Source organism: Duganella vulcania, from assembly GCF_009857655.1.
Taxonomy (GTDB): domain Bacteria; phylum Pseudomonadota; class Gammaproteobacteria; order Burkholderiales; family Burkholderiaceae_D; genus Rugamonas; species Rugamonas vulcania.
The window spans coordinates 1-24,929 of the sequence record NZ_WWCX01000034.1 but is presented as its reverse complement, the minus strand read 5'-3'; the positions used below and the strand labels follow the sequence as shown (position 1 = coordinate 24,929).

The window sequence follows — 24,929 nt, the reverse complement described above, 5'->3', positions numbered from 1 at the left end:
AATGACGGACGTTTCGGCAAGAATCACCTCGATTTTTTCACATCGTCAAACCAACACAAGGAAGAACAATGGAACATACCCTGCCACCACTGCCATACGCCATCGACGCCCTGGCGCCGCACATCTCGCAAGAGACGCTGGAATACCACTACGGCAAGCACCATCAAACGTATGTCACCAACCTGAACAACCTGATCAAGGGCACCGAGTTTGAAAACCTGTCCCTGGAAGAGATCGTCAAGAAATCGTCCGGCGGCATCTTCAACAACTCGGCACAAGTGTGGAACCACACCTTCTACTGGAACGGCCTGACCCCGAACGGCAAAGGCGCACCAAGCGGCGCGCTGGCCGACGCGATCAACGCCAAGTGGGGTTCGTTCGACAAGTTCAAGGAAGAGTTCACCAAGTCGTGCGTTGGCAACTTCGGTTCGAGCTGGACCTGGCTGGTGAAGAAAGCCGACGGTTCGCTGGACATCGTCAACACCTCCAACGCAGCCACCCCGCTGACCACCGACGCCAAAGCGCTGATCACCTGCGACCTGTGGGAACACGCCTACTACATCGACTACCGCAATGCGCGTCCTAAGTATGTAGAGACCTTCTTCAAGCTGGCCAACTGGGACTTCGCAGCAGCCAACTTCGCCTGATTGTAAGCTTGCAGGCCAAGGGGTCAAGTCCGGGACTTGACCCTTTTTTTATTGGAGCTGCAAGGTCTTCACGATCTTGAACTCGCTCTTCTCGCCCGCGCCCGATGCGGTGTTCCGGCTTTCCTTACGAATCGATACCAGGCGGTTGCCCGCCAGCGCGTAGACGCTGGATTCTTCGTTCTTCGCCTCGAAGCTGATGACGATGAAGGCGCGGCCATGCATGCTCTGCGTGATGCGGCTGGCCAGCGGCGTGCCGTCGGCGGCGATCCACACGTTCAGCCGTCCATCGAATTCCTTCACGTATTTGCGGTCCCTGTCGGCCAGCACGTCGATGCCCTGCGCGAAGGTGAGCACGCGCGCCGGCTTGCCCTGGTAGACGTCGGCCTTCTCGGTCAGGAAGCTGGTCTTCTCCAGCATCTGCGCCAGGCTGCTGGCGGCCGAGATCATGGGCCGCAAATCGGTCGGGCTGAATTCGCGGGCGGCGTTGAGCGTCGGCGTCTTGGCGTTGGGATTGCGGGCGACCGCCGTCGCTTCCGCATCGAGCCTGGCCAGCATGTCGCGGCTATAACTGAGCTGCATGCCGCGCTGGCCGTCCTCGATGCCGACCGCGGCCTGGCCGCTGGTTTCGTCGGCGTCCTTGCCCTCGCCGTTGCGGCGCCAGACGTTCGAATCCAGCGTGGCCTTCAACGGCACCGGCTCCTGCAGGTGCTCCAATGCCGCCTTCAAATCGGCCAGGCCGTCGGCGTGCGCGGCGGCGCCGGCCAGCGCCAGCACCGGGATCAACATCAGCTGTGGCAATCGCATTCGTTCCTCTCTCAAGCGGCGCTCAAACGGCCGGCGTTCATGGTGACGGTTCTGCCGCAGCGCGCGGCGATCGACAGATCGTGCGTGACCAGCACCAGCGTCGAGCCGCGCTCGCGGTTCAGCGCGAACATCAACTCGATGACGGCGGCGCCGGTGGCCGCGTCCAGCGCGCCGGTCGGCTCGTCGGCCAGCAGCAACGGCGGCTCGCAGACAAAGGCCCGCGCCAGCGCCACCCGCTGCTGCTCGCCGCCGGACATGTACTTCGGATAGTGCCGCAGGCGGGCCGACAAGCCGACCCGCTCCAGCATGGCCTTCGCCTTCTCGCTGGCCCGCGCCTCGCCGCGCAGCTCCAGCGGCAGCATGACGTTTTCCAGCGCGGTCAGGTGCGGCAGCAGCTGGAACGACTGGAACACGAAGCCCACGTTCTGCTGCCGGAACACGGCGCGGCCGTCCTCGGTGAGCTGGAAGATGTCGGTGTTCTCCAGCTCCACCGTGCCGCTGGTCGGCAGGTCCAGCCCCGCCAGGATGCCCAGCAGCGTGGACTTGCCCGAGCCGGACGCGCCGACGATGGCCAGCGTCTCCCCGGCCTGCACCGTCAGGTCGATGTCGTGCAGGATGGTGAGTTCGCCGGTGGCGTCGCTCACGCGCTTGCCCAGGTTCTTTACCGCTATCGCTGGCCGCAGCAGGCTGGCCGCGAGGTTCATATTGGTCATTGCTACTCCTAATTTTCCCGAAGACTGAGTAAGGGCGGTTGATTCAGCACGTTGCGCAAGCCCGCCCAGCCGCCGGCCAGCGCGCACAACGCGCCAGCCAGCAGGCCGGCGGTCCACAACCACGGCGACCATTGCCATGCCAGGTGAAAGCTGAAGCGCGCCAGCGCCCAGTTGGCGGCAGTCGCGCCGCCGGCCGCCAGCAAGCCCGCCAGGGCGCCGGTCAGCAGATGCTCTATCCACTGCGCCTGCGACAGCTGCCGGCGCGTGGCGCCCAATGCGCGCAGCAGCGCGGCCTGGCGCTTGCGCGCGTCCAGCGATCCTGCCATCGCAGCGTACAGTACCAGCAATCCGGACAACAGCGTGAACGCGAACAGGAATTCCACCGCCGCGCTGACCTGCGCCAGCGTGTCCTGCATGCGCTGGATGAAGGCGCTGATGTCGAGCACACTCACGTTCGGGTAATCGTGCGCCAGCAGGTAAGAGAAGCGCTGGTCGTCCGCCGGCACGTACACGGTCGTCGCCAGCGTGGCCGGCATGGCGGTCATCAGGCCCGGCGCCACTTCGAAGGAGGCGCCCACCTGGTGAGCGCGCCAGTCCACCTTGCGCAGGCTGGTGGCCTTGACGTCCAGCGTCTCGCCGGCCACATCGAAGGTCAGTCGGTCGCCCAGTTTGATGCCGAGGATTTCGGCGATGCCCTCGTTGACCGATACTTCGGCGGCGGTACCGTCGTACCAGCGGCCGGCGGTGATGGTGTTGGGCGCCAGCAGCGTATCGGCCTGCTCGATTTCCATTTCGCGCTCGACCATCTCCCTGGCGCGCGGATCGTCCGACTTGGCGGGCTTGCCGTTGATGCCGACCAGCCGTCCACGGCTCAGCACATGCATGGCCGGCTGGCCGTAGCGCTTCAGGCGCGACTCCAGCGCCTGCCGCTGGTCCGGCTCGATGTTGATGATGTAGTGATTCGGCGCGCCGTCCGGCGTGGCCTGGCGCCATGCCGACAGTAGGTCGCCGCGCACCACCGTCAGCAGCAGCAAGGCGGTCAAGCCCAGCGCCAGCGCGACGATCTGCGTGATGCTCGCGGCCGGGCGGCGGCGCATGTCCGTGACGGCGAAGCGCCATGCCGGATGGTTGAACAGGCCGCGCATCGGCCGCAGCGCGCCCACGCCCAGCCACGCCGCCAGGCCGAACACCAAGCCGCACAGCGCGAACGCTGCGGCCGCGATCAAGCCAAGCATGACGTCGTCGGTCTGCCACACCAGCAGCGCGGTGAACACGCCGGCGCCCAGCGCGTAGCTGGCGATGGTGCGCGCCTGCGGCGCTTCCTGTTCGCGGCGCAGCAGGCGTACCTGCGATACGTTGCGCATCTGGAGCAGCGGCGGCAGCGCGAAGCCAAGCAACAGCGCCAGCCCCGCCACCATGCCTTGCAGCGCGGGCTGCCAGCCGGGCGGCGGCAGGTCGGCGTCCACCAGCTTGCCCAGCCATTCGAGCAGCACGAAGTGGCAGCCGAATCCCAGCAGCACGCCGATGACGCTGCCGGCCACGCCCAGCATCAGGAACTCCAGCAAGTACATGCGGATCTGCTGCGATTGCGTCTGGCCCAAGCAGCGCAGCACGGCGCAGGCGTCGAGGTGGCGCTGCACGTAGCGGCGCGCGGCCATCGCCACCGCGATCCCGGCCAGCAGCGCGGACAACAGCCCGACCAGCGACAGGAACTGCCGCACCTGGTCCTGCATGGACTGGTTCTCCTTGCCCGCCGAGGCGAGCGAGTTGATTTCGATGCCCAGCCTGGGCGCCGCGGCGATGCGCGCCTTGACCCATTGCTCGAACCCCGCCACCTGCGCCGGTTCGCCAGCCACCAGCAGGCGGTGCGTGGCGATGGCGTGCTGCTGCAGCAGATTGGTGGACATCAGGTCGGCGCTGTTGATCATCGCCCGCGGCGCCAGCGTGAGGAAGGATGCGGCGGCGTCGGGCTCGGAGGCGATCACGCCGGCCACCGTCAGCGCGCGCTCGCCGATGCGCAGCGTGGAGCCGAGGCGCAGGTGCAGCGCCGCCGTCAGGGCCGGATCCACCCACACGGTGCCGGGCGCCGGGATGGACGCTGCCACGGCGTCCGGCTGGCCTTCGCGGCACAGCTTCATGTGGCCGCGCAACGGGTAGGCGTCGCTCACGCTCTTGAGCGCGACCAGCATCGACGCGCCCTGCCCGTCCGTACCGGCGAGCGCCATGTTCAGCATCGCGACCGTGCCGGCGCTGCGCAGGCCGCGCCGCTGAGCCTCGGCGCGCAGGTCGTCGGGCAAGGGTTGGTCGGAAGCCAGCACCAGGTCGGCGGCCAGCACCTGGTTGGCGTTGCGCGCGATGCCGGCGCCCATGCGCGCGGTGAAGAAGTTCACCGACGACAGCGCCGCCACCGACAGCATCAGCGCCGCCAGCAGGAAGCGCAACTCGCCCGCGCGCCAGTCGCGCCGCAGCATGGATAACGATAGTCTGAACATCTGGCCGGCTTCCAGGATAAAACCGGCAGCTTGCCAAAACCGCCGCGTGGCGTCCGCCGGAATGCGACGAAACGCCAGCAGCCGCGATGGTTTGCCAGAATCGACGGCTGGATTGCACGCCACGATCTGCACAATCCGGCCGGCATGCCTATAATCCGTGACACCCTTCTTCCACCCCGGAGTATCCAGATGACCTACCACGCCTCGCCGCACCGCTACGAAGCGATGCAATACCGCCGCTGCGGCCGCAGCGGCCTGCAACTGCCGCTGATGTCCCTCGGGCTGTGGCACAACTTCGGCGATACCAACTCGCTCGCCTCGCAGCGCGACATGCTGCGCACCGCCTTCGACCTGGGCATCACCCACTTCGACCTGGCCAACAACTACGGCCCGCCGTACGGCTCGGCCGAGACCAATTTCGGCCAGCTGTTCAAGGCCGACTTCCAACCGTACCGCGATGAGCTGATCATCTCCACCAAGGCCGGCTGGGACATGTGGCCCGGCCCTTACGGCCAGGGCGGCGGTTCGCGCAAGTATGTGCTGGCCAGCCTTGACCAGAGCCTGAAGCGCATGGGCCTCGATTACGTCGACATCTTCTATTCGCACCGCTTCGATCCGGACACGCCGCTGGAGGAAACCATGGGCGCGCTGGCGCACGCGGTCCATCAGGGCAAGGCGCTGTATGTCGGCGTGTCGTCGTATTCGGCGGAGAAGACCGCCGAGGCGGCGCGCCTGCTGGCCGAGTGGAAGGTGCCGTGCCTGATCCACCAGCCGTCCTACAATATGCTGAACCGCTGGATCGAGGAAGACCTGCTCGACACGCTGGCCGCGCAGGGCATGGGCTGCATCACCTTCACGGCGCTGGCGCAGGGCATCCTGAGCGACAAATATTTGAACGGGATTCCGCAGGACTCACGCGTGAACCGCCCGGGTGGCGGCTCACTGCAGAAGGCGCACCTGAGTGATGAAAACCTGGCGCGTGTGCGCGGCCTGAACGAGATCGCCAAGGCGCGCGGCCAGACGCTGGCGCAGATGGCGCTAGCCTGGGTGCTGCGCGATGCGCGCATCACGTCCACGCTGATCGGCGCCAGCAGCAGCGCGCAGATCCGCGAGAACGTGGCGGCCTTGCAGAACCTCGCCTTCACCGCCAGGGAGCTGGCCGACATCGACCAGCTGGCCAAGGAAGGCGACATCAATCTGTGGGCCGGATCGTCCAGCCACAAATAGATCGCCCGCAGATCGCCTACATTAAGGCCGCGATGCCGGCGACGAGCCGGTACGCGACCAGTCGCGCCGCTCGGGGCGCTCGATCTCGGCGCCCTCCTCCGGCACCTCCTCGTGGAACTCGCCATCCACCACCGGGATCGATTCGACGTGATCGAAGCCGATGTCGGTATCGGCCGGCAGCGTTTCGACGTCCACGCCGGCGCGCTCGCCGGTGCCTTCGGCGTCGGTGTCGCTATCGAGGCCGGTATCCGGCTCGCCGGCGACGTCGCTGCCGCTGTCGGAGTTGTCGCTGGGGCCCAGCGCCCGCGTGCCATGGCCGCGACCCAGTGTGCGGTCGGTGCCGACCGGGATATTGTCCGGGTCCAAGGTACTGTCAGACATGATCTGTTCCTCCCTCTGAAAACACCCATTTGACCACCGCCGCCGTGGCCGTTCCGTGCGGGACCGCGCATAAAGGCTATCGTTCTCATAGGTATTTTTTACTTTACAAATGTAATATTCATCTCTATAGTTACTCCATCCCAGCAGCCAAACCAAGGAGTAACGCCATGAGCATCACGACCAAAAACCTCATCAAAGCCACCGCCACCGCCGCCTTCGCGATCGCCGCCACGGCCACCACCATCACCAGCGCTTTCGCGCAGAGCACCGCGCCTGCTGTGGCCACCACCGCCGCCACGGGCACCGCCGCCGGCAGCGCCGCCGCGCAAACGGCCGTCGCCAACGGCGCGCTGGCCACCACCACCAAAGCCCAACCGGCCGGCCTGACCCGCGCCCAAGTGCAGGCCGAATTCCTGGAAGCGCGCAAGAACGGCACCCTGATCGAGAACGAAGCCGACATGGACGTCGCCCAGACCAAGAAACACCACGTCAAGTAATCGGAAGCCCGTCCCGTGAAACCGCCGCGCGCCATCCAGTCGACCGCCCTCGCCGCCTTCGCGCTGGCGCTGCTGGCCGGCTGCGCCGACATGGGCCACATCCAGCCGCAGGCCAGCGCGCTGAAACCGGCCGGGCTCAATCCCGGCAAGGCCATCGCCGCCGCCAGCGCCGATGTCGCATGGCCGGAGCAGCAATGGTGGCAGGCGCTGCACGATGAGCAGCTGAACCGCCTGGTGGCCGCCGCGCTGGCCGATAGCCCGACGCTGCGCGCCGCGCAGGCGCGCGTGCGCCAGGCCGAGGCGCTGGCCGGCGTCGCCAAGGCCGGCACGCTGCCGCAGGTAACCGCCTCCGCCAGCATCGACCGCGAACTGTATTCCGCGCACAGCACCGTGCCCGCTCCGCTGGCCGGCAACTACGCGTGGAAGAACACCGCCACGCTGTCCGGCGCCTACGACCTGGATCTGTGGGGCCGCAACCGCGACGCGCTGGCCGCCGCGCTCGACGAGGTGCACATGGCGTCGGCCGAGGCGCAGATGGCGCGGCTGACATTGGCGTCGGCCGTCGTGCGCAGCTACATCCAGCTGTCGCTGGAGTACGCGCTGCAGGACAGCGTGGCGCAGAACCTGGCGCAGCGCCAGCGCATCCTGGAGATCACGCGCAAGCGCCAGGCCGCCGGCCTGGCCAGCGAGATCGAGGTGGCGAGCATCGAGACCACGCTGCCGGCCGGACGGCGCGAGCATGAGCAGATCGGCGAATCGATCGCCCTGCTGCGCAACCAGCTGGCGGCATTGATCGGCAAGGGACCGGGCGACGGCGACGCGATCGCCCGGCCGATGCTGGCCCTGGACGCCGGCCATGGCGGCGCGGTGCCGGCCTCGCTGCCGGCGGAGCTGGTCGGCCACCGGCCCGACATCGCGGCCCAGCGCTGGCGCGTGGAAGCGGCCGGCGCGCGCATCGCCGGCGCCAAGGCCGAGTTCTACCCGAACATCAACCTGGCGGCGTTTGTCGGCTTGCAGTCGCTAGGCTTCGGCCATTTCCTGGACAGCGGCTCGGCGATGCGCGGCGTGACGCCGGCCATCAGCCTGCCGGTGTTCGAAGGCGGCCGGCTGCGCGCGCAACTCGGCAACCAGACCGCACTCTATGACGGCGCGGTCGAGCAGTACAACGCCGCCGTGGTGCAGGCGATGGCCGACGTGGCCAACGCGGTGGTGCGCATCGATTCGGTGCGGCGGCAGGACCAGCTGGCGCAGCGCGCGCTGGCCGCGGCGCGGCGCCAGCAGGAGCTGGCCGAACGCGCCTACCGCGCCGGCATGACCGATGCGCTGAATGTGATCAATGCGCAGCTGACCTTATTGAACGAGGAGCAGCAGATGGCGCAAGTGGCGAGCAAACAACTGGATAACTACACATTGTTGATGGCCGCGCTGGGCGGCGGCATAAAACTGGATTTGCCCTGACGCTTAGATAGTACAATCAAATCCTTGAAAATTAGTGAGGAGCAGGCAATGAGCAGTTTTGAAGCGACTAAAAAACGCCTGAAAAACATCCATGCCCGAATGCCGGAGTTCCCAGAGGATTTGATGCGCGTGCTGCGCATGACTTACCACATCCAGAAACGGATGAAAGACCTGAGCAACGCGGCGCTGCGCAAATACGACCTGGTCGACGCCAGCTACATGGTGCTGGCCGTGCTGTACGGCTCGGAAGACGAGACCTCGACGGCGTCCACGCTGGGCGAGGCCTGCATGGAGAAGCCGGCCAACCTGACGCGCGTGTGCAACGACCTGGAAGCCCAGGGCCTGATCTCGCGCGGCAACCGGCCCGGCGACCGCCGCTGCGTGATGATCACGCTGACCGACGCCGGCCGCGAGCTGGCCGCGAAGGTGCTGCCGGAAGTATGGGGCACCACCACCCGCGCCTACGACGGCTACACCGCCGAAGAAGTTAAAGTACTTGAAGCGCTGCTCAAAAGGCAGCTGGACAACCTGGAAGCACTGACCTAGAACCGAGCACCATGAACCCTTCCCAAGCCGCCGCCACTCCCCCCCAGGACCCAAGCGCGGCAAGGGGAGCATGGCGCTGGCTGGCGCAGGAAACGGCCGGCTGGTTCAACACCGAGGGCCCGCGCTGGCTGTTCGTCGCCAGGACCATGCTGGCCTCCTTCTCCGCGCTGTGGCTGGCCTTCCGGCTCGGCCTCGACGCTCCCTATACCGCCCTCGCCACCACCGTCATCCTGGCCCTGCCCAGCAGCGGCATGGTGCTGGAAAAGGCGTTCTACCGTTTTCTCGGCACGCTGGTCGGCTGTTCGGCGGCGCTGCTGCTGGTGGCGCTGTTCCCGCAATCGCCGCCGCTGCTGTTCGTCGGCGTGGCGCTGTGGATCGCGCTGTGCACCGCCGGCGCGGCCATGCACCGCAACCAGCAGTCGTACAGCTTCGTGCTGGCCGGATACACCGCCTGCATGATCGCCGTGCCCGCGATCGACACGCCGGAACACGTGTTCACGCTGGCCGTCACGCGCGTGACCGAGGTCGGGCTGGGCATCATCTGCGCCGCCGTGGTGCACGACGTTGTCTTCCCGCGCCGCCATTCGCACGCCCTGATGCGCACCGTGCAGGCGCGCTACGCCAGCTTCATCGCCTTCAGCATCCAGGTGCTGGAGCAGCGCCTGTCGCCGGCCGAGACGGAACTGAACCACCTGAAGTTCGCCGCCGACATCGCCGCCCTGGAATCGGGCCGCGCCGCCGCCTTCTTCGAGGCCGGCCATGCGCGCGCGCACACGCGCCAGCTGCACGCCTTCAACGCCGCCTTCATGGCGGTGCTGACCACCTTCTACACGCTGCATCGCCTGATCCACCGCCTGCGCGGCGCCGCACCGGCCCACGCGAAGCCGGTGCTGGCGCTGATCGAACCGATGCACGCCCATCTGGCGCAGGCCATGGGCGACGAACTGACGCCGCAACGCATGGCCCAAATGCGCGCCAGGCTGGCGGCCGATACCGCAGCCGCCCGCGCGCAGATGGACGCCGCTGCCGACGTGCGCCAGCCCACCGATGCCGCTGGCGCGCAGCCGGCCACCGGCACCGTCGCCGGCGCTCCCCTTGCCGCAGAAGGCGCGATACCGCTGGAGCGCGCGCAGCGCATCAGTTTCGACACGGCGGTGGAACTGCTGGAGCGCTATGCGCGCGACATGGAGGCCTTCGCCTGCCTGTACCACGGCCTGACGCAGGAGAAGCGCCAGCAGGTCAGCGATCCCGGCGCCTACTCGCCGAAGACGCCGCCGGCCATCGTCGCCGCCAGCGGCTTCCGCGCCGGCGTCGCCCTGCTGCTGACGGCCGCCGGGTGGTACTGGCTGGCCTGGCCCTACGTCGGCAACGCCATCCTGATGGCGACCATCTTCTGCGCGCTGGCTTCGTCCTCGCCGCGCCCGACCGCGATGGTGCAGCAGGTGCTGACCGGCTTCCTGGTGGCCACGCCGCTGGCCTTCTTCACCGAATTCTTCCTGGTCGCCCGCGCCAACGACTTCCCCACGCTGGTCATCGCCGCGCTGCCGATCTTCGCGCTGGGCAGCTACCTGATCACCAGCCCGCGCTGGGCCGGCGTGGGCATCGGCATCTGCATGTTCTGCGCCACGCTGGTGGTGCCGACCAACTTGATGCACTACGACGTGGAGAGCTTCATCAGCAGCGAGCTGTCGCTGACGCTGGGCGTGGCGGTGGCCTACCTGATGTTCAAGGTGGTGCTGCCCGAGCACACCATGGGCCAGAAGGACCACGTGGCCGCCGCGCTGTGGCGCGAGGCGCAGCGCGCCTGCACCGCCCCGATGTACCGCCTGAAGCGCCGCTTCGACAACCGCGTGCGCGACCTGCTGAGCCAACTGAACGCCGCCTCCGGCCCCGCGCCCGGCGCGGCGGTACGCGCCGTGGTGCGCCAGGGCCTGACCCTGCTGGAGCTGGGCCACGCCGTGATCGAGCTGCGCCAGCTGGTCGCCACGTCGCAACCCGGCCCGGTGCCGGCCGCGCTGAAGCGGGTGGTGGGCGAACTGGCCGCCCACCTGCGGGCGCCGTCCAGCGCCAGCGGCCAGGCGGCGCTGCAAGCTATCCTGGACGCCGGCGCCAGCGTGCGCGCCGCGCTGCCCAGCGCCACGCCGGAACGCCAGCTGCGGCTGCAAACCGCGCTGACCGACCTGCATTCCATTTACACGTCTCTGCTGGACCAGATCACTACAGGAGAAACCGCCGATGCCGCGTGAGATAGACTTTTTTGGCGTACTGCTGCCCGGCGTGCTGCCGCTGTTCCTCGTCAGCGTGCTGCTGCAACTGGTGCTCAACAGCGCCCTGAGCCACCTCGGCGCCTACCGCCACAGCTGGCATCCGGCGCTGGCGCGGCTTTGCCTGTTCATCTGCATCTTCAGCGCCCTGCTGGTCACGCTGTACAAATAAACCACCCCTTATCAGAAAGGCCGCCGTGAGCGCATCCAAAATCTTCCGCTTTTTCCTGACCATGCTGCTGGTGGCCGCCGCCCTGTGGATGGGGCGTTCGGCCTGGGACCGCTACATGGAGTCCGCCTGGACCCGCGACGGCCGCGTCAAGGCCGACGTGGTCACCATCAGCGCCGATGTCGCCGGCACCGTCACCGATGTGAAGGTGCGCGACAACCAGCTGGTCAAGCAGGGCGACGTGCTGTTCGAGGTGGACAAGGCGCGCTACCAGGACGCGCTGGCGCAGGCCGACGCCATGTTGGCGTCGCAGCAGGTGGAGAAAGGCCGGCGCGGCAAGGAGGCCAGCCGCCGCGCGGGACTGGACGACACCGTCGTCTCGGCCGAGAGCAAGGAGGCCGCGCAGTTCGCGGTCGGCACGGCGGCTGCGCAGTACCAGGCCGCGTTGGCGGCGCGCCGGCTGGCGGAGCTGAACCTGGAGCGCACCGTGGTGCGCGCGCCGGTCACCGGCTACGTCACCAACCTGAATGTGCACGCGGGCGACTTCGCCGCCGTCGGCGCGGCCAAGCTGGCAATGATCGACAGCGCCTCGTTCTACGTGGTCGGCTATTTCGAGGAGACCAAGCTGCCGCTGCTGAAGGTGAACGACGCCGTCGAGGTGCACCTGATGAGCGGCGCGGCCCAGCTGCAGGGCCACATCGAGAGCATCGCCCACGGCATCACCGACCGCGACGCCAACACCGGCCGCGAGCTGCTGGCCGACGTCAACCCGACCTTCAACTGGGTGCGGCTGGCGCAGCGCGTGCCGGTGCGCATCCACATCGACCAGCTGCCGAAGGGACTGGACCTGGTGGCCGGCACGACCTGCACGGTGGTGATCCATGGATAACGGCGCCGATCGTTTCAGCACCATCCGCCTGTTCCTGGATGCGGCGCTGCTGGGCAGCTTTTCCGCCGCCGGCCGCAAGCAGGGCATGTCGCCGGCGGCGGCCAGCGCCTGCATCCAGCGGCTGGAGGCCTCGCTGCAGGTCAAGCTGTTCGAGCGCACCACGCGCCAGCTGCGCCTGACCGAGGAGGGCCAGATGTACCGCCACTTCAGCGAGCAGGCGATGGCGCTGATGGCGGAGGCGGAGGCCGGCCTGCACGCGGGCGGCGACAATGTGCGCGGCATGGTGAAGATCTCGGCGCCGTCGGACCTGGGCCGCAATGTGCTGATGCCGATGCTGGACGAATTCCGCGCCCGCCATCCCGAGCTGCAGTATGCGCTCACGCTGAGCGATTCGACCGCGAACATGGTGCAGGACGATATCGACCTGGCGATCCGCTACGGCCAGCTGGCCGACAGCGAGATGGTGGCGCGCGTGCTGGCGCCGAGCCGGCGGGTGGTGTGCGCGGCGCCGTCGCTGATCGCGCAGACCGGCGGCCCGGCCACGCCGGAGGAACTGGCGCGGTTGCCGACGCTGGTGCTGGTGACGGCGCTGGGGCCGATGCAGGAATGGCGCTATTGCAGCAACGACGAGGCGGACGAGAAGCGCGCGGTGCGCGTGCGCCGCACGCAGCAGAGCAACGACGGCGAGGTGATACGCAAGTGGGCCATCGCCGGCCAGGGCTACGCCTACAAGTCCATCCTCGACATCGCCGGCGATTTACGCAGCGGGCGGCTGGAGACGGTGCTCGACGAGTACTTCACCGAGAGCGCGCCGCTCAACCTGCTGTATCACCGCAACCGCTATCAGCCGCCGCGCATCGCGCTGCTTATTGCGTTTTTGCTGGAGCGCTTTGCAGACCTGGCATGACGCCCATCTGCTGCAACAGCGTCAGGTTGTCCTCCAGGTGCCAGTTCTCGGCGATGCGGCCGTCGGCCACGCGGTACAGGTCGAAGGCGCGGAAGTCGATGGGCTGGCCCTTGCCGCTGGTGGCGCCGAAGCTGCCGGTGAAGTGGCCGGTGAAGTGCAGGTGCACGGCGACGCGGTCGCCGTTGACCACCATGTCGGTGATCTCGGCCTTCAGGTCGGGGACGGCGGTGCGGAAGCCTTTCGACGCCTGCAGCGGGCCGTTGACACCCTGCTCGCGGCCGGCCGGCAGCGTGCGGTCCATGAAGTCGGGCGACAGCGCCTGTTTGGCCAGCGCGGGGTCGCCGGTGTTCCAGAAGGCGGCGTAGCGGCGGGCCGCTTGCTCGGTCAGGTCGGTGGCGTGGGCGTTCGCGGCGCCGGCCAGCAGCAAGGCGGTCAGCAGGAGGGAGCGTTTCATGGGCAGTCCTTTCGTTGTGGGGATGCCCGGATTGTGCGCCGCCCGCCGCCGCGCCGGAATTGGCCTGGCCGTTGAAGCAGTTGCTTGCGGCGGTTGAAGATCGCCGCGCGTTTGCCGCGATCGTCGCGTTATCGCGCGCCGCCCGCGTCGACGATGGCGCCGCTGACGTAGGACGATTGTGGGCCGAGCAGCCACAGGATGGTCTCGGCGATTTCCTCCGGCTGGCCGCCGCGCTGCATCGGCACGGTCGATGCCAGCCGCGCCACGCGATCCGGATCGCCGCCGCTGGCGTGGATGTCGGTGTAAATGATGCCCGGCCGCACGCAGTTCACCCGTATGCCCTCGGCCGCGACCTCCTTCGACAGGCCCAGGGTCAGCACGTCGATCGCGCCCTTGGACGCGGCGTAGTCGATGTAGACGTTCGCCCCGCCATGCCGCGCCGCGCCGGACGACAGGTTGACGATGCCGCCACCGTGCCCGCCGCTGGCGGTCGACATGCGCCTGACCGCCTCCCTGCTGCACAGGAAGTAGCTGACCACATTGGTGGTGAACACGCGCTGCAGGCGCTCCACCGACATCTCCGTCAAACGGCACTGCCGTTCCAGCACGCCGGCGTTGTTGACCAGCGCAGTCAATGGCCCCAGTTCCGCGTCGACGGTGGCGAACAGCCGCAGCACGTCCGCCTCCACGCCGACGTCGGCCTGCACGGCGATCGCCTCGCCGCCCTCGGCCACGATCTGTGCGCGCAGCAGCTCGGCCGCCTGCGCGTCGCGCAGATAGTTGATGCAGACCGCGTAGCCGCGCCGGCTCGCCAGCAGCGCGGTCGCCGCGCCTATGCCCCGGCCGCCGCCGGTCACCACCATCACTTGTTTCATCGGGCACACAATCAAGCAAAAAGCCCGCTGCTGCGGGCTTGGGGAAGGTTTATCGTTCCGGGCTGACGTGCGTCAGCGCGTAGCCGACGTGTTGCCACCAGTGTTCGCGCGAGTGCACGGTGTGCAGGCACTTCTTGTCGAGTTCCCCCTTGAAGACGGGATCGGCGCACTGCTTGGTCATCAGCGCGTTGCGCTGGTTCTCGGCGTTGGTCAGCGCGATCAGCAGCCAGACGATGAAGCCCAGCGCCAGCACCGCCAGGCTCCAGGCCACGTGGTTGATGTAGGCCCACTCGAACAAGGTTTCGATGACCGGCGAAGACTCCTTGTAGATCTTCATGACCTCGCCCTCGGCCGCCTTCTGTTCGTCGCTGATCTGTTTCATGGCTCTCCTCACTTCCTGGCTGCGCGTTCCTGGGCCGACTTGGCTACCAGGCTATCCATCACCGCGAACAGCGCCGCGTGCGCCGCCTGGACCGATGCCAGGTCGTGGCCGGCCTGCGCGGGCGAGGTCGTGTAGTGGCCGTCGATCACCAGGGTTGGCGCACTGTCGATTTTATACTGGTTCGCCACCTGCGTGCCGCGCTTCATCCTCGTCTGGACCGCGAACGAATTGAAGAATTCCAGATATTTGGCCCTGTCGACGCCGTTCTTGACGACGAAATCCAGCAGCAGCTGGTCGGTGTTCAGGCGGTTGTGTTCGACGTGGATGGCGTGGAACAGCTTCTCGTGCATGCCGTTGCCCAGCGCGTTCATCGCCTCCAGCGTGAAGAAGGCCTTGGCCTGCGCGTCCTCGCCCAGGTGCATGCGGCGGAACACGATCTTGTCGCCCTGCTTGCGCACCCAGTCCGCCAACGGCGCCTCCAGCGCGTTGCAGTGCGGGCAGTGGTACATGAACACTTCCAGCACTTCAACCTTCTTGCCGGTGTCCGGGCGGCTCGTCAGGTCCACCGTATTGAAGTCCACGCCGTTCTTGAAGTCGGCGGCATGGGCGCCAGCGGCGGCGGCCACGAAGGCGGCGGTGGCGATCAGCGGCCGCAGGAAGCTCAGGAAACGCATAACAGTCCTTCAATCAGGTGAGTGGCAAACGCCGCGAGGTTACCACTTTTTCCGCGCCATGCAAATTAAGGCGGCATTAAGCCTCAGGGCCGGCGCCGGCGCGCCGTCTCCAGCCGCTCGCACAGCGCCGCCACGCCGTCGGCGATGCGCGGCGTGGCGCGCACCAGCTGTTCGCCGCCCAGCATGAACAGGTTGCCGCGCTGGACCGCCAGCATGCCCCGGTAAGGCTTCCAGATATTGATGCCCGATTCGGCGTCGTGCGCGACGCCGCCGATGATCGCTTCCGGGTTCTCCTGCAACACCGCCTCGGTGCTGACGGTGGGCGCCGGCGCCTTCAGCGCGGCGAACACGTTCCGGCCGCCGCAGACGCGCAGCGCGTCGCTGACGATGTGCTCTCCGCTGAGCGTGAACAGCGGCTTTTCCCAGATCTGGTAAAACACCCGCACCACCGGCCGCTGCGCGTAGGTGGCGGACAATCCGGCGATCCGCTGGCGGTAGTCCTGCGCGGCCTTCTGCGCGGCGGCCTCGGTGCCCATCAGCTGGCCCAGGCGGGTCAGGCTGGTGGCCACCTCCTCCAGCTTTTGCGGATCGCTGTAGAAAATCGGGATGCCCAGGCTTTTGAGCTGTTCCAGCTGGCCGGCGGTATTCCCGCTTTTCCACACCACCAGCAGGTCCGGGCGCAGCGCCAGCACGCGCTCCATGTCGATGGTGGCGTTGCTGCCCACCAGCGGGAGGCGCTTGGCCGCTTCCGGGTAGTCGCTGTAGTTCATCACCCCGACCACGCGCTCGCCGCCGCCGGCCGCGAACAGCAGCTCGGTGATGTGCGGCGCCATCGCGATGATGCGCTGCGCTGGCCTGGCGACGGTGACGCTGTTGCCGGCGTCGTCGCGCACGGTAACGGCGGCGTGGGCGCCGGGTATGGCGCACACTGTGGCGCAGGCCAGCAAGGCAGTGCTCAGCAGACGCGCTTGATAGGTGGTGGTGGTCATGGACGTGGGCATGGCGGCGGGCGGCGGAAGCCGGGGATTATACGCGCGCGCCTCGACCATTCACATTTTAGATAGGACCTATCTACATTTCGTGCATTGATCGGCGCCGTGCCGGTGCTTATAGTGGTGCCATACTCATACCGGAGCTTTGCCATGAAAGTCTTGCCCACCTATTTCCTGTCCCACGGCGGGGGCCCCTGGCCGTTCATGATGGACCAGGTCGGCCATCTGTACGCCCGGCTGGACGCGTCGCTGCGCGACATGCCGCGCCAGATCGGCGTGACGCCCAAGGCGGTGCTGGTGATCACCGCGCATTGGGAGGAGCACGAGTTCACGCTGTCGTCGTCGGCCGCGCCGCCCATGATCTACGACTACGGCGGCTTCCCGCCGCACACCTACGAGGTGCGCTACCAGGCGCCCGGCTCGCCGGAGCTGGCGGCGCAGGTCCAGCAACTGCTGGAGGCCGGCGGCCATCCGGCGCGGCTCGATCCGCAGCGCGGCTTCGACCACGGCACCTTCAGCGCCCTGTATCCGGTGTATCCGGAGGCGGACGTACCCATCGTGCAGTTGTCGCTCAAGCGCGGGCTCGATCCGCTGACGCACCTGGAGGTGGGCCGCTTGCTGGCGCCCTTGCGCGAGCAGGGTGTGCTGATTGTCGGCAGCGGGCTGAGTTACCACAATCTGCGCGCCTTCAACGCGCAGGGCGCGGCGGCCTCGCACGCCTTCGACGGCTGGCTGCGCGCGGCGATGGCGCTGCCGCCGGAAGAACGCAAGGCGCAGCTGCTGGCCTGGGAACAGGCGCCGGCTGCGCGCATGGCGCATCCGCGCGAGGAGCATCTGCTGCCGTTGATGGTGGTGCTGGGCGCGGCGGAGAATGATGCGGCGTCCGTGCCGTATCACGAGGACGCGTTCATGGGATCGCTGGCGGTGTCGAGCTTCCGCTTCGGCTAAGCCGCCAAGCGGCCAGGCGGTTAGGTCCCGCGCTTGCCGTTGGCGTAGGCTTCGGCCTTGGCGGCGGCGATGGCGGCCTTTTCGGCGGCCTTCACCGCCATCTCGGCGTTGTGCTCCTCCAGCCGCTCCTTGCGGGTGGCCGGCGTCTCCAGCGAGATGCGGCCCAGGATGCCGCTGCGGTAGTCGCCCAGGAAGGTGTGCGAGGCCTTCTCGAAATCCAGGTCGCCGCCCTTCTGGCGGAAGCCGCGCTTGGCCGCCACGCCCTCCACCACCGCGATGCCGTCGAAGCTCTCGATGTCCTTGAAGCCGTAGCGCGCCACCAGCAGCTGCGGGTAGTGCTTGAGCATCTCGTCGGCCAGGAACACAGCCACCTCCTCCTCGATCAGCGCGTTCGAGCCGATCGCGTGGCTGGCGGCCAGCATCAAGCCGTCGCTCGGCAGCGCGATCTTCGGCCACAGCATGCCGGGCGTGTCGACCAGGATGGTGTTCTTGTCCAGGTAGAGCTTCTGCTGCTGCTTGGTCACCGCCGGCTCGTCGCCGACCTTGGCCACGCGCTTTTTCAGCAGGGCGTTCATCAAGGTCGACTTGCCGACGTTGGGGATCCCCATGATCATGATGCGCAGCGGCTTGGTCGGCACGCCGCGGTGCGGCGCCAGCTGCTTGGCCAGCTCCGGCACGCGCGCCACGTCGGCCGGCTTCTTGGTCGTCATCGCGAACGCGGTCACGCCCTCCTGCGCGTTGTAGTAGGCCACCCAGGCCGCCGTGGCGGCCGGATCGGCCAGGTCGATCTTGTTGAGGATCTTCAGGCACGGACGCTGGCGGAACTTGCGCAGCTCCTCCACCATCGGGTTGGTGCTGGCCTCGGGCAGGCGCGCGTCGACCACCTCGATCACCAGATCGGTGTTCTCCATCTGCTCGGCCGCCTTCTTCTTGGCGGCGTTCATGTGCCCCGGGTACCATTGTATCGACATGCTCTGACCTTCAAATTCGTTCTGACAATCCGCTATTTTACCTGCTACCCCGTCTGGACTTCGGATATCATGGGGCGCTTTTTCCGTTTCCTGACCATATAAACAATATTATTTTCTCCACCGGAGTGCTGAAGATGAGCATAGCTGCACTATCCAACCCCAAGGAAATCACCGTCCGCGGGATTATCCTGGGCATTCTGATTACGCTGGTCTTCACCGCGGCGCAGGTCTACCTGGGACTGAAGGTCGGCCTGACCTTCGCCACCTCGATCCCCGCCGCCGTGATCTCGATGGCGCTGCTGAGCGCCTTCAAGGACGCCACCATCCAGGAAAACAACATCGTCCAGACCATCGCCTCGGCGGCCGGCACGCTGGCCTCGGTGATCTTCGTGCTGCCTGGCCTGTTGATGATCGGCTGGTGGGCCAAGGTGCCGTTCTGGCCGACCTTCGGCGCCTGCGCCATCGGCGGCGTGCTGGGCGTGATGTACACCATGCCGCTGCGCCGCGCGCTGGTGTCGCAGTCCGACCTGCCGTATCCCGAGGGCGTGGCCGCCGCCGAGGTGCTCAAAGTCGGCATGGCCTCGCGCGCCGGCGCGGCCGAGGGCAAGGCCGGCCTGTGGGCCGTGATCTGGGGCAGCGTCGCCTCCGCCGTGTTCGCGGCCGGCGCCGCCGTCAAGCTGATGGCCGGCGAGGTGGCCATCTACTTCCGCACCGGCACCGGCGCCACCGGCATCGGCGCTTCCAGTTCGCTGGCCCTGATCGGCGCCGGCCACCTGATGGGCATCACGGTCGGCATCGCGATGCTGGCCGGCCTGGTCATCGCCTGGGGCATCATGGTGCCGTTGATGACGCACCTGTCGCCGGCCGCCGCCGGCGTCGACGCCGCGGCCCACGCGCTGGGCATCTGGTCCAAGGAAGTGCGCATGATGGGCGCCGGCGTGATCGGCATGGCCGCCATCATCACGCTGGCCGGCCTGGCCAAGCCGATCCTGGGCGGCCTGAAGTCGGCGATGGAATCGGCGCGCAAGGCCAAGCTCAATGGCGGCGTGGTCGACCGCACCGAGCAGGACTTGCCGATCTTCGTGGTCGGCCTGGTCACGCTGCTGTCGATGGTGCCGGCCGGCTGGCTGCTAGCCTCCTTCCTGCAGGGCGGCCCGCTGTCGTCGCTGGCCTTCCCGCTGGTGGCGGTCGGCATCGGCTACATCCTGATCGCCGGCATGTTCGCCGCCGCCGTCTGCGGCTACATGGCGGGCCTGATCGGTTCCTCCAATTCGCCGGTGTCGGGCATCGCCATCCTCACCATCCTCGGCGCCGCGCTGAGCGTGGGCATGGTCGGGCGCAGCGTCATGGGCCCGGAGGTGGCGCAGGCGCTGATCGCCTACGCGCTGTTCGTCACCACCGTGGTGCTGGCGGTGGCGGTGATCGGCAACGACAACCTGCAGGACCTGAAGACCGGCCAGCTGGTCGACGCCACGCCGTGGAAGCAGCAGGTCGGCCTGCTGATCGGCGTGGTGGCCGGTTCCTGCGTGGTGCCGCCGGTGCTGGAGCTGCTCAACCACGCCAACGGCTTCGTCGGCGCGCCCAACCTCAACTCGATCTCGGACCAGCCGCTGGCCGCGCCGCAGGCGCTGCTGATCTCGACGCTGGCCAAGGGCGTCATCGGCGGCCAGCTGCGCTGGGACCTGCTGGCCTATGGCGCGCTGGTCGGCCTGCTGCTGGTGCTGATCAACTTCGGCCTGAAGCGCTCAAGCAACGGCAAGTACTCGCTGCCGCCGCTGGGCGTGGGCCTGGCGATCTACCTGCCGAGCGCCGTGATCACGCCGGTGTGCATCGGCGCCGTGACCGGCTACCTGTTCGACCGCGCCATGGAGCACAAGGTCGGCGGCGACACCGCCAAGCGCCTGGGCGTGCTGGTGATGTCGGGCTTCATCGTCGGCGAGAGCCTGTTCAACGTCGCGCTGGCCGGCCTGATCGTGGTCAGCGGCAAGGGTGAGCCGCTGGCCATCGCCAACTCGCTGAGCGAGGCGCAGACCATGATCGTGGCGCTGGTCCTCGGCGTGGCCATGGTGTGGGGCCTGTACCGCTGGTCGGCCAGGAGCGGGCGCGCCGTCGCCGCCTGATTGACAAAAAAGCAATTACCCTCTAGGATGTTGAAAAAAACATCATAGAGGGTCCCATGTCCAGATCGCCGTTCCGCTACACCCCGTTGCTGCTAAGCCTGCTGTTGCCGTGCGTCGCGCGCGCCGCGGCGCCCGACGCGGCAGCCTTCTTCCAGGAACCGCAAACCAGCCACGTGGCGCTCTCGCCCAAGGGCGGCCACGTGGCCAAGGTGATGATGCTGCCCGGCGGCGTCTCCGGCCTGGTGGTGCACGACACCGCCGACCTGGGCAAGTTCAAGGTCATCATCAAGACCTCGAACACCGAGGCCATCACCGCGGTTCACTGGGTCAACGAGAAACGCATCGGCTTCACCGTCAAGAACCTGCGCATCGAATTCGACGGCAACCAGGACGAGCTGGCGGCCGACGTCGACGGCAGCAATGTGGTGCACCTCATTTCCGGCAACTGGGAACACCAGCAGGAGGTCACGGGCAGCATGATCAAGACCCACAAGCTGACCGCCGACTACGCCTTCTACGACGTGACGCATGACGGCTCCGACGATATCCTGGTCGAGCGCTACCACTGGAACGCGGTCGACAGCACGCCCGAGTCTTCCCGGCTGTACCGCCTCAACACCCGCACCGCCCAGCTCAGCTCCACCTTCGAGGGGCCGCAGCCGGAGACGGTGGGCGACTGGCTGACCGACATCCACGACGCGCCGCGCGTGGCGATCTCGGTGCGGCAGGGACGCTGCATCAGTTCCTACCGCAAGGACACCGGCTGGACCGAACTATCCAACGGCAACTGCCAGCAGGACACCCGCTTCACGCCGATGTTCCTTGCCGACGACGCCCTGTATGTGCGCGCCAGCCACCAGGGCTACGGCGCGCTGTTCCGCTACGATCTCAAGACCATGAAGCTGGCCGACCAGCCGTTCATCTCGGTCCCCGGCTTCGACTTCAACGGCACGCCCGAACTGGACGGGGCGAGCGGCAAGCTGCTCGGCATCCACATGCAGACCGACGCCGGCACCACCTACTGGCTGCATCCCGCGCTCAAGGCCGACCAGGCCAGGATCGACGCCGCCCTGCCCGCCACCACCAACACCGTCCGCTGCGCGCAGGATTGCCTGGCCGCGCCGGTGCTGCTGGTGGTGGCCTCGTCGGACCGCCAGCCGGACCAGTACGCCATCTACACGCGCGCCACCGGCCAGCTGGCTGGGCTGGGCGGCGCGCATCCCGACATCGAGCCGCGGCAGATGGGCCAGCGCGACCTGCACCGCTACAAGGCGCGCGACGGCCGCGACATCCCCGCCTACGTCACCCTGCCGCCCGGCAAGGCCGACGGTCCGCGCCCGGCGGTGGTGCTGGTGCACGGCGGCCCCTACGTCCGCGGCGGCTACTGGGACTGGGACGCCGAGGCGCAGTTCCTCGCCAGCCGCGGCTACGTGGTGATCCAGCCGGATTATCGCGGCAGCACCGGCTTCGGCTACGAACACTTCAAGGCCGGCTGGAAGCAATGGGGCGCCGCCATGCAGGACGACCTGACCGACGCCGCGCGCTGGGCAGTCAAGCAGGGCTGGGCGGACCCCAGGCGCATCGGCCTGATGGGCGCCAGCTACGGCGGCTACGCCACGCTGATGGGCCTGATCAAGGAGCCCGGCCTGTTCCGCTGCGGCGTCGAGTGGGCGGGCGTGACCGATATCGGCCTGATGTTCTCGACGCCGCAGTCGGACGCTTCCGAGGAAAGCCTGAACTACGGCATGCGCACGCTGGTCGGCGACCCGCAGGCCGACGCCGCCCTGTTCCGCGCCAATTCGCCGCTGCTGCGCGCGGCCGAGCTCAAGCAACCGCTGCTGATGGCACACGGCCTGGAGGACCGACGCGTGCCGCAGGTGCACGCGGACAGCTTCCGCGACGCGGTCAAGGCGCATAACCCCAACGTCCGCTACATCACCTACAACAACGAGGGCCATGGCTGGCGCCACGAGGAGAACCGCATCGACTTCTGGAAACAGGCCGAGGCCTTCCTGGACCTGAACCTGGCGCAGGCCAAGTAAGCCCCGCCCAGGCCGCGGATGCCGGCCTGGGGCACCGCTCTGAAGCGGTCACAGGTCGGCCAGCGCCTTCACATGCGCCACCACGCTGCGGCCCAGCGCCGACAGGTTGTAGCCGCCCTCGAGGCAGCTGACCACGCGGCCCCTGGCGTACAGCCTGGCCACCTCCATCACCTGCTGCGTCATCCACGCATAGTCCGCCTCGACCAGCCCCATGCCGCCGATATCGTCCTCGCGGTGGGCGTCGAAGCCGGCCGAGATGAAGATCATCTCCGGCTTGAACGCGTGTAGCGCCGGCAGCCATTGCTCCAGCACGACCTTGCGCACCCCGTCGCCCTTGGTGTGCGCCGGCACCGGCACGTTGACCATGTGCCCGCTGATCGGCAGCGGGTCGGTGTACGGATAAAACGGATGCTGGTAGAAGCTCACCATCAGCGCGCGCGGCTCATCCAGCAGCGCCTCCTCGGTGCCGTTGCCGTGGTGGACGTCGAAGTCCACCACCGCCACCCGAGCCAGCCCGCGCACGTCCAGCGCATGCTTGGCCGCCACCGCCACGTTGTTGAACAGGCAGAAGCCCATCGGCTCGATCGGCCGCGCATGGTGGCCGGGCGGACGCACCGAGCAAAAGGCGTTGTCGATCTCGCCGTCGATGACCGCGTCGGTCGCGGCCACGGCGGCGCCGGCGGCGCGCTGCGCGGCCTGCCAGCTGTAGTGGTTGAGCGTGGTGTCGCCGTCGATCGGGTAGGTCTCGCCAGGTTCCGGCACGTTGTCGCGCACGATGCCGATGGCGTTGCGGCTGTGGTTGCGCTCCAGGTCCGACAGCTCAACCAGCGGCGCCTCGCGGTATTCCAGCAGGTCGCTGATGTGCGAGGAAATCAGCTGGTCGGCAATCGCTTGCAGGCGCGCGGGGGATTCAGGATGCCAGTCGCCCATGTCGTGGCGGGCGCAATCGGGATGGCTGTAAATGGCTGTGGTCATGTGCTTGTCTTGCTGCGTGTAGGCGCTAATCTACCATAGATGGACGGCATGGTATCGCCCGCTCGGTTTCTCGCATAGAATCTGAACAGCGCCCAACTCCCATCGATACCATGTACACCAAACTGCACGCAGTGGCCCGCCAGGTCGGCGACATCATCGTCGGCAAGGAGCAGCAGATCCGCCTGGCGCTGACCTGCCTGCTGGCCGGCGGCCACCTGCTGGTCGAGGACGTGCCGGGCGTGGGCAAGACCACGCTGGCGCACGCGCTGGCCATCTCGCTGGGGCTGCGCTTCAACCGCATCCAGTTCACCAGCGACCTGCTGCCGGCCGACGTCAACGGCATCTCGATCTACGAGCGCGAGAAGAACGGCTTCGTGTTCCACCCCGGCCCGATCTTCACGCAGGTGCTGCTGGCCGACGAGATCAACCGCGCCACGCCCAAGACCCAGTCCGGCCTGCTGGAGGCGATGGAGGAGCGCCAGGTCAGCGCCGACGGCGTCACGCGGGCGCTGCCGGAACCGTTCTTCGTCATCGCCACGCAAAACCCGACCCACCAGATCGGCACCTTCCCGCTGCCCGAGTCCCAGCTCGACCGCTTCCTGATGTGCCTGTCGCTGGGCTATCCGGACGCCGCCGCCGAGCGCGCGCTGCTGATGGGCGAGGACCGCCGCGTGCTGCTCAAGGCCCTGCAGCCGGCCATGGCGCCGGCCGAGCTGGCCGAAGCGCAGCAGGCGCTCAAGCGCATCCACGCCGCGCCGGCGCTGATCGACTACGTGCAGGCGCTGGCCGCCGCCTCGCGTCAGAACGGCCTGTTCGCCGAGGGAATGAGCCCGCGCGCCGCCATCGCGCTGCTGCAGGCCGCGCGCGCCTGGGCCGCGCTGGAGGGCCGCGACCACGTGCTGCCGGAGGATGTGCAGGCGGTGCTGGTGCCGGTGTGCGCGCACCGGCTGCGGCCGCTGAAGGCCGCGCACGGCGTGGCGCTGGCCAGCCGCGACCTGGTGCTGCAGCTGCAAAAGTCGGTGCCCGTCTAGACCATCATGGCCGGCCCGCTGCCCTCGCTGCAAGGCCTGTACCGGCGGGCCCGCGACCAGTGGCTGTTCCAGCTCGGCCCCAGCGAGACCGGCGAGGTGACGCTGACCATGCGCCGCGTGTTCATCATGCCGACCCGGCCCGGCATGGCCTTCGCCGGCCTGCTGCTGCTGATGCTGATCGGCGCGCTCAACTACAACCTCGGCCTGGGCTTCGCGCTGACCTTCTTTGCCGGCGCCTGCGCCGTGGCCGACATGGTCCAGACCGCGCACAACCTGGCCCGCCTGCGGCTCGCGCCCGGCCGCGCGCAGCCGGTGTTCGCCGGCGAGGCCGCGCAGTTCGAGCTGCTGCTGCACAACCCGGGCAAGCGTGACCGCTACGCCGTCTGGCTGGGCTTCCAGGCCGACGGCGAGCCGCGCCAGGTCACCGACGTGCCGGCCGGCGGCGCCAGCGTGGTGAAGCTGTCGGCCGCC

Annotated in this window: 24 protein-coding genes and 1 pseudogene; 14 read left to right on the top strand and 11 right to left on the bottom strand. The window is 67.9% G+C overall.

Annotated elements, in window-relative coordinates; genetic code table 11:
- The first annotated feature begins 68 nt into the window (after positions 1 to 68).
- Positions 69 to 647 (top strand): superoxide dismutase [Fe], encoded by a 579-nt coding sequence (gene sodB / locus GTP90_RS18535; protein ID WP_117014711.1) that lies wholly within the window; start codon positions 69 to 71, stop codon positions 645 to 647.
- Positions 648 to 695: 48 nt separating this feature from the next.
- Here the strand turns inward: sodB and GTP90_RS18530 are convergent, their stop codons facing one another.
- The 3 genes from GTP90_RS18530 to GTP90_RS18520 are packed head-to-tail and all read right to left on the bottom strand — an operon-like array spanning position 696 to position 4,656.
- Entirely contained in the window at positions 696 to 1,451 is a 756-nt protein-coding gene (locus GTP90_RS18530) for a hypothetical protein (RefSeq protein ID WP_254451929.1), read from the bottom strand.
- 11 nt (positions 1,452 to 1,462) lie between these two features.
- Positions 1,463 to 2,164 carry an ABC transporter ATP-binding protein gene (locus GTP90_RS18525; RefSeq protein WP_161084950.1) on the bottom strand — a complete coding sequence of 234 codons (702 nt, stop codon included), beginning with the start codon at positions 2,162 to 2,164 and terminating at the stop codon, positions 1,463 to 1,465.
- Between the two features lie 8 nt (positions 2,165 to 2,172).
- Positions 2,173 to 4,656, bottom strand: a complete 2,484-nt coding sequence (locus tag GTP90_RS18520) for an ABC transporter permease (protein WP_161084949.1) — start codon at positions 4,654 to 4,656, stop codon at positions 2,173 to 2,175.
- A gap of 189 nt (positions 4,657 to 4,845) precedes the next feature.
- Between GTP90_RS18520 and mgrA the strand changes: the two genes are divergently transcribed.
- Entirely contained in the window at positions 4,846 to 5,883 is a 1,038-nt protein-coding gene (mgrA, locus tag GTP90_RS18515; protein ID WP_161084948.1) for an L-glyceraldehyde 3-phosphate reductase, read from the top strand.
- Positions 5,884 to 5,904: 21 nt separating this feature from the next.
- Here mgrA and GTP90_RS18510 read toward each other — a convergent pair whose 3' ends face one another.
- Positions 5,905 to 6,264, bottom strand: coding sequence for a hypothetical protein (locus GTP90_RS18510; protein ID WP_161084947.1), 360 nt, complete (start codon positions 6,262 to 6,264; stop codon positions 5,905 to 5,907).
- A gap of 167 nt (positions 6,265 to 6,431) precedes the next feature.
- On the opposite strand from GTP90_RS18510, the gene GTP90_RS18505 reads away from it, so the two are divergent.
- Genes GTP90_RS18505 through GTP90_RS18475 form a run of 7 tightly spaced genes read left to right on the top strand, consistent with a single transcriptional unit; the run spans position 6,432 to position 12,994 of the window.
- Entirely contained in the window at positions 6,432 to 6,761 is a 330-nt protein-coding gene (locus GTP90_RS18505) for a DUF4148 domain-containing protein (protein WP_161084946.1), read from the top strand.
- Between the two features lie 15 nt (positions 6,762 to 6,776).
- Positions 6,777 to 8,219, top strand: a complete 1,443-nt coding sequence (locus tag GTP90_RS18500; RefSeq protein WP_161084945.1) for an efflux transporter outer membrane subunit — start codon at positions 6,777 to 6,779, stop codon at positions 8,217 to 8,219.
- A gap of 48 nt (positions 8,220 to 8,267) precedes the next feature.
- Positions 8,268 to 8,765, top strand: coding sequence for a MarR family winged helix-turn-helix transcriptional regulator (locus GTP90_RS18495; protein ID WP_161084944.1), 498 nt, complete (start codon positions 8,268 to 8,270; stop codon positions 8,763 to 8,765).
- A gap of 11 nt (positions 8,766 to 8,776) precedes the next feature.
- Entirely contained in the window at positions 8,777 to 11,011 is a 2,235-nt protein-coding gene (locus GTP90_RS18490; RefSeq protein WP_161084943.1) for an FUSC family protein, read from the top strand.
- Entirely contained in the window at positions 11,001 to 11,201 is a 201-nt protein-coding gene (locus GTP90_RS18485) for a DUF1656 domain-containing protein (protein WP_161084942.1), read from the top strand. The genes GTP90_RS18490 and GTP90_RS18485 overlap by 11 nt, the downstream gene beginning before the upstream one ends.
- 25 nt (positions 11,202 to 11,226) lie before the next feature.
- Entirely contained in the window at positions 11,227 to 12,087 is an 861-nt protein-coding gene (locus GTP90_RS18480) for an HlyD family secretion protein (RefSeq protein ID WP_161084941.1), read from the top strand.
- Positions 12,080 to 12,994, top strand: a complete 915-nt coding sequence (locus tag GTP90_RS18475; protein WP_161084940.1) for a LysR family transcriptional regulator — start codon at positions 12,080 to 12,082, stop codon at positions 12,992 to 12,994. Before GTP90_RS18480 ends, GTP90_RS18475 begins: the two co-directional genes overlap by 8 nt.
- Here GTP90_RS18475 and GTP90_RS18470 read toward each other — a convergent pair.
- The 5 genes from GTP90_RS18470 to GTP90_RS18450 all read right to left on the bottom strand — a co-directional run bounded on the left by GTP90_RS18470 (position 12,954) and on the right by GTP90_RS18450 (position 16,368).
- Positions 12,954 to 13,448 carry an ester cyclase gene (locus GTP90_RS18470; protein ID WP_161084939.1) on the bottom strand — a complete coding sequence of 165 codons (495 nt, stop codon included), beginning with the start codon at positions 13,446 to 13,448 and terminating at the stop codon, positions 12,954 to 12,956. The genes GTP90_RS18475 and GTP90_RS18470 overlap by 41 nt on opposite strands.
- A 128-nt stretch (positions 13,449 to 13,576) precedes the next feature.
- The gene (locus tag GTP90_RS18465) at positions 13,577 to 14,323 is read right to left on the bottom strand and encodes an SDR family oxidoreductase (protein WP_161084938.1); all 747 of its coding nucleotides are present in this window, start codon (positions 14,321 to 14,323) and stop codon (positions 13,577 to 13,579) included.
- Between the two features lie 49 nt (positions 14,324 to 14,372).
- A complete protein-coding gene (locus tag GTP90_RS18460) occupies positions 14,373 to 14,705 on the bottom strand; it encodes a hypothetical protein (RefSeq protein ID WP_161084937.1) in 333 nt (110 codons plus the stop codon).
- An 8-nt stretch (positions 14,706 to 14,713) separates the two neighbouring features.
- Positions 14,714 to 15,379 carry a thiol:disulfide interchange protein DsbA/DsbL gene (locus GTP90_RS18455; protein ID WP_161084936.1) on the bottom strand — a complete coding sequence of 222 codons (666 nt, stop codon included), beginning with the start codon at positions 15,377 to 15,379 and terminating at the stop codon, positions 14,714 to 14,716.
- Between the two features lie 83 nt (positions 15,380 to 15,462).
- Positions 15,463 to 16,368: a cobalamin-binding protein gene (locus GTP90_RS18450; RefSeq protein WP_161084935.1), complete on the bottom strand. Its 906-nt coding sequence runs from the start codon at positions 16,366 to 16,368 to the stop codon at positions 15,463 to 15,465.
- A 153-nt stretch (positions 16,369 to 16,521) separates the two neighbouring features.
- On the opposite strand from GTP90_RS18450, the gene GTP90_RS18445 reads away from it, so the two are divergent.
- Positions 16,522 to 17,319 carry a DODA-type extradiol aromatic ring-opening family dioxygenase gene (locus tag GTP90_RS18445; RefSeq protein ID WP_161084934.1) on the top strand — a complete coding sequence of 266 codons (798 nt, stop codon included), beginning with the start codon at positions 16,522 to 16,524 and terminating at the stop codon, positions 17,317 to 17,319.
- Between the two features lie 20 nt (positions 17,320 to 17,339).
- On the opposite strand, the gene ylqF is transcribed toward GTP90_RS18445, so the two are convergent.
- Complete coding sequence (gene ylqF, locus GTP90_RS18440) at positions 17,340 to 18,290, bottom strand: ribosome biogenesis GTPase YlqF (protein ID WP_161084933.1); 951 nt, start codon at positions 18,288 to 18,290, stop codon at positions 17,340 to 17,342.
- Between the two features lie 134 nt (positions 18,291 to 18,424).
- On the opposite strand from ylqF, the gene GTP90_RS18435 reads away from it, so the two are divergent.
- Together GTP90_RS18435 and GTP90_RS18430 are read left to right on the top strand one after the other, a co-directional pair.
- Positions 18,425 to 20,410 (top strand): OPT family oligopeptide transporter, encoded by a 1,986-nt coding sequence (locus tag GTP90_RS18435; RefSeq protein WP_161084932.1) that lies wholly within the window; start codon positions 18,425 to 18,427, stop codon positions 20,408 to 20,410.
- Positions 20,411 to 20,466: 56 nt separating this feature from the next.
- The gene (locus GTP90_RS18430) at positions 20,467 to 22,452 is read left to right on the top strand and encodes an alpha/beta hydrolase family protein (RefSeq protein ID WP_161084931.1); all 1,986 of its coding nucleotides are present in this window, start codon (positions 20,467 to 20,469) and stop codon (positions 22,450 to 22,452) included.
- 48 nt (positions 22,453 to 22,500) lie between these two features.
- On the opposite strand, the gene GTP90_RS18425 is transcribed toward GTP90_RS18430, so the two are convergent.
- On the bottom strand, positions 22,501 to 23,427 hold the full coding sequence (locus GTP90_RS18425) for a histone deacetylase family protein (RefSeq protein ID WP_161084930.1): 927 nt from the start codon (positions 23,425 to 23,427) through the stop codon (positions 22,501 to 22,503).
- A gap of 110 nt (positions 23,428 to 23,537) precedes the next feature.
- On the opposite strand from GTP90_RS18425, the gene GTP90_RS18420 reads away from it, so the two are divergent.
- Together GTP90_RS18420 and GTP90_RS18415 are read left to right on the top strand one after the other, a co-directional pair.
- Positions 23,538 to 24,458, top strand: coding sequence for an AAA family ATPase (locus tag GTP90_RS18420; RefSeq protein WP_161084929.1), 921 nt, complete (start codon positions 23,538 to 23,540; stop codon positions 24,456 to 24,458).
- A gap of 6 nt (positions 24,459 to 24,464) precedes the next feature.
- Positions 24,465 to 24,929, top strand: a pseudogene (locus GTP90_RS18415) (DUF58 domain-containing protein); the annotation flags it as partial.

Excerpts from the sequence above, each read along its gene's own strand:
- sodB (WP_117014711.1), top strand. The coding sequence starts at position 69 with ATGGAACATACCCTGCCACCACTGCCATACGCCATCGACGCCCTGGCG.
- GTP90_RS18530 (WP_254451929.1), bottom strand. The coding sequence starts at position 1,451 with ATGCGATTGCCACAGCTGATGTTGATCCCGGTGCTGGCGCTGGCCGGC.
- GTP90_RS18525 (WP_161084950.1), bottom strand. The coding sequence starts at position 2,164 with ATGACCAATATGAACCTCGCGGCCAGCCTGCTGCGGCCAGCGATAGCG.
- GTP90_RS18520 (WP_161084949.1), bottom strand. The coding sequence starts at position 4,656 with ATGTTCAGACTATCGTTATCCATGCTGCGGCGCGACTGGCGCGCGGGC.
- mgrA (WP_161084948.1), top strand. The coding sequence starts at position 4,846 with ATGACCTACCACGCCTCGCCGCACCGCTACGAAGCGATGCAATACCGC.
- GTP90_RS18510 (WP_161084947.1), bottom strand. The coding sequence starts at position 6,264 with ATGTCTGACAGTACCTTGGACCCGGACAATATCCCGGTCGGCACCGAC.
- GTP90_RS18505 (WP_161084946.1), top strand. The coding sequence starts at position 6,432 with ATGAGCATCACGACCAAAAACCTCATCAAAGCCACCGCCACCGCCGCC.
- GTP90_RS18495 (WP_161084944.1), top strand. The coding sequence starts at position 8,268 with ATGAGCAGTTTTGAAGCGACTAAAAAACGCCTGAAAAACATCCATGCC.
- GTP90_RS18490 (WP_161084943.1), top strand. The coding sequence starts at position 8,777 with ATGAACCCTTCCCAAGCCGCCGCCACTCCCCCCCAGGACCCAAGCGCG.
- GTP90_RS18485 (WP_161084942.1), top strand. The coding sequence starts at position 11,001 with ATGCCGCGTGAGATAGACTTTTTTGGCGTACTGCTGCCCGGCGTGCTG.
- GTP90_RS18475 (WP_161084940.1), top strand. The coding sequence starts at position 12,080 with ATGGATAACGGCGCCGATCGTTTCAGCACCATCCGCCTGTTCCTGGAT.
- GTP90_RS18470 (WP_161084939.1), bottom strand. The coding sequence starts at position 13,448 with ATGAAACGCTCCCTCCTGCTGACCGCCTTGCTGCTGGCCGGCGCCGCG.
- GTP90_RS18465 (WP_161084938.1), bottom strand. The coding sequence starts at position 14,323 with ATGAAACAAGTGATGGTGGTGACCGGCGGCGGCCGGGGCATAGGCGCG.
- GTP90_RS18460 (WP_161084937.1), bottom strand. The coding sequence starts at position 14,705 with ATGAAACAGATCAGCGACGAACAGAAGGCGGCCGAGGGCGAGGTCATG.
- GTP90_RS18455 (WP_161084936.1), bottom strand. The coding sequence starts at position 15,379 with ATGCGTTTCCTGAGCTTCCTGCGGCCGCTGATCGCCACCGCCGCCTTC.
- GTP90_RS18450 (WP_161084935.1), bottom strand. The coding sequence starts at position 16,368 with ATGACCACCACCACCTATCAAGCGCGTCTGCTGAGCACTGCCTTGCTG.
- GTP90_RS18445 (WP_161084934.1), top strand. The coding sequence starts at position 16,522 with ATGAAAGTCTTGCCCACCTATTTCCTGTCCCACGGCGGGGGCCCCTGG.
- ylqF (WP_161084933.1), bottom strand. The coding sequence starts at position 18,290 with ATGTCGATACAATGGTACCCGGGGCACATGAACGCCGCCAAGAAGAAG.
- GTP90_RS18435 (WP_161084932.1), top strand. The coding sequence starts at position 18,425 with ATGAGCATAGCTGCACTATCCAACCCCAAGGAAATCACCGTCCGCGGG.
- GTP90_RS18430 (WP_161084931.1), top strand. The coding sequence starts at position 20,467 with ATGTCCAGATCGCCGTTCCGCTACACCCCGTTGCTGCTAAGCCTGCTG.
- GTP90_RS18425 (WP_161084930.1), bottom strand. The coding sequence starts at position 23,427 with ATGACCACAGCCATTTACAGCCATCCCGATTGCGCCCGCCACGACATG.
- GTP90_RS18420 (WP_161084929.1), top strand. The coding sequence starts at position 23,538 with ATGTACACCAAACTGCACGCAGTGGCCCGCCAGGTCGGCGACATCATC.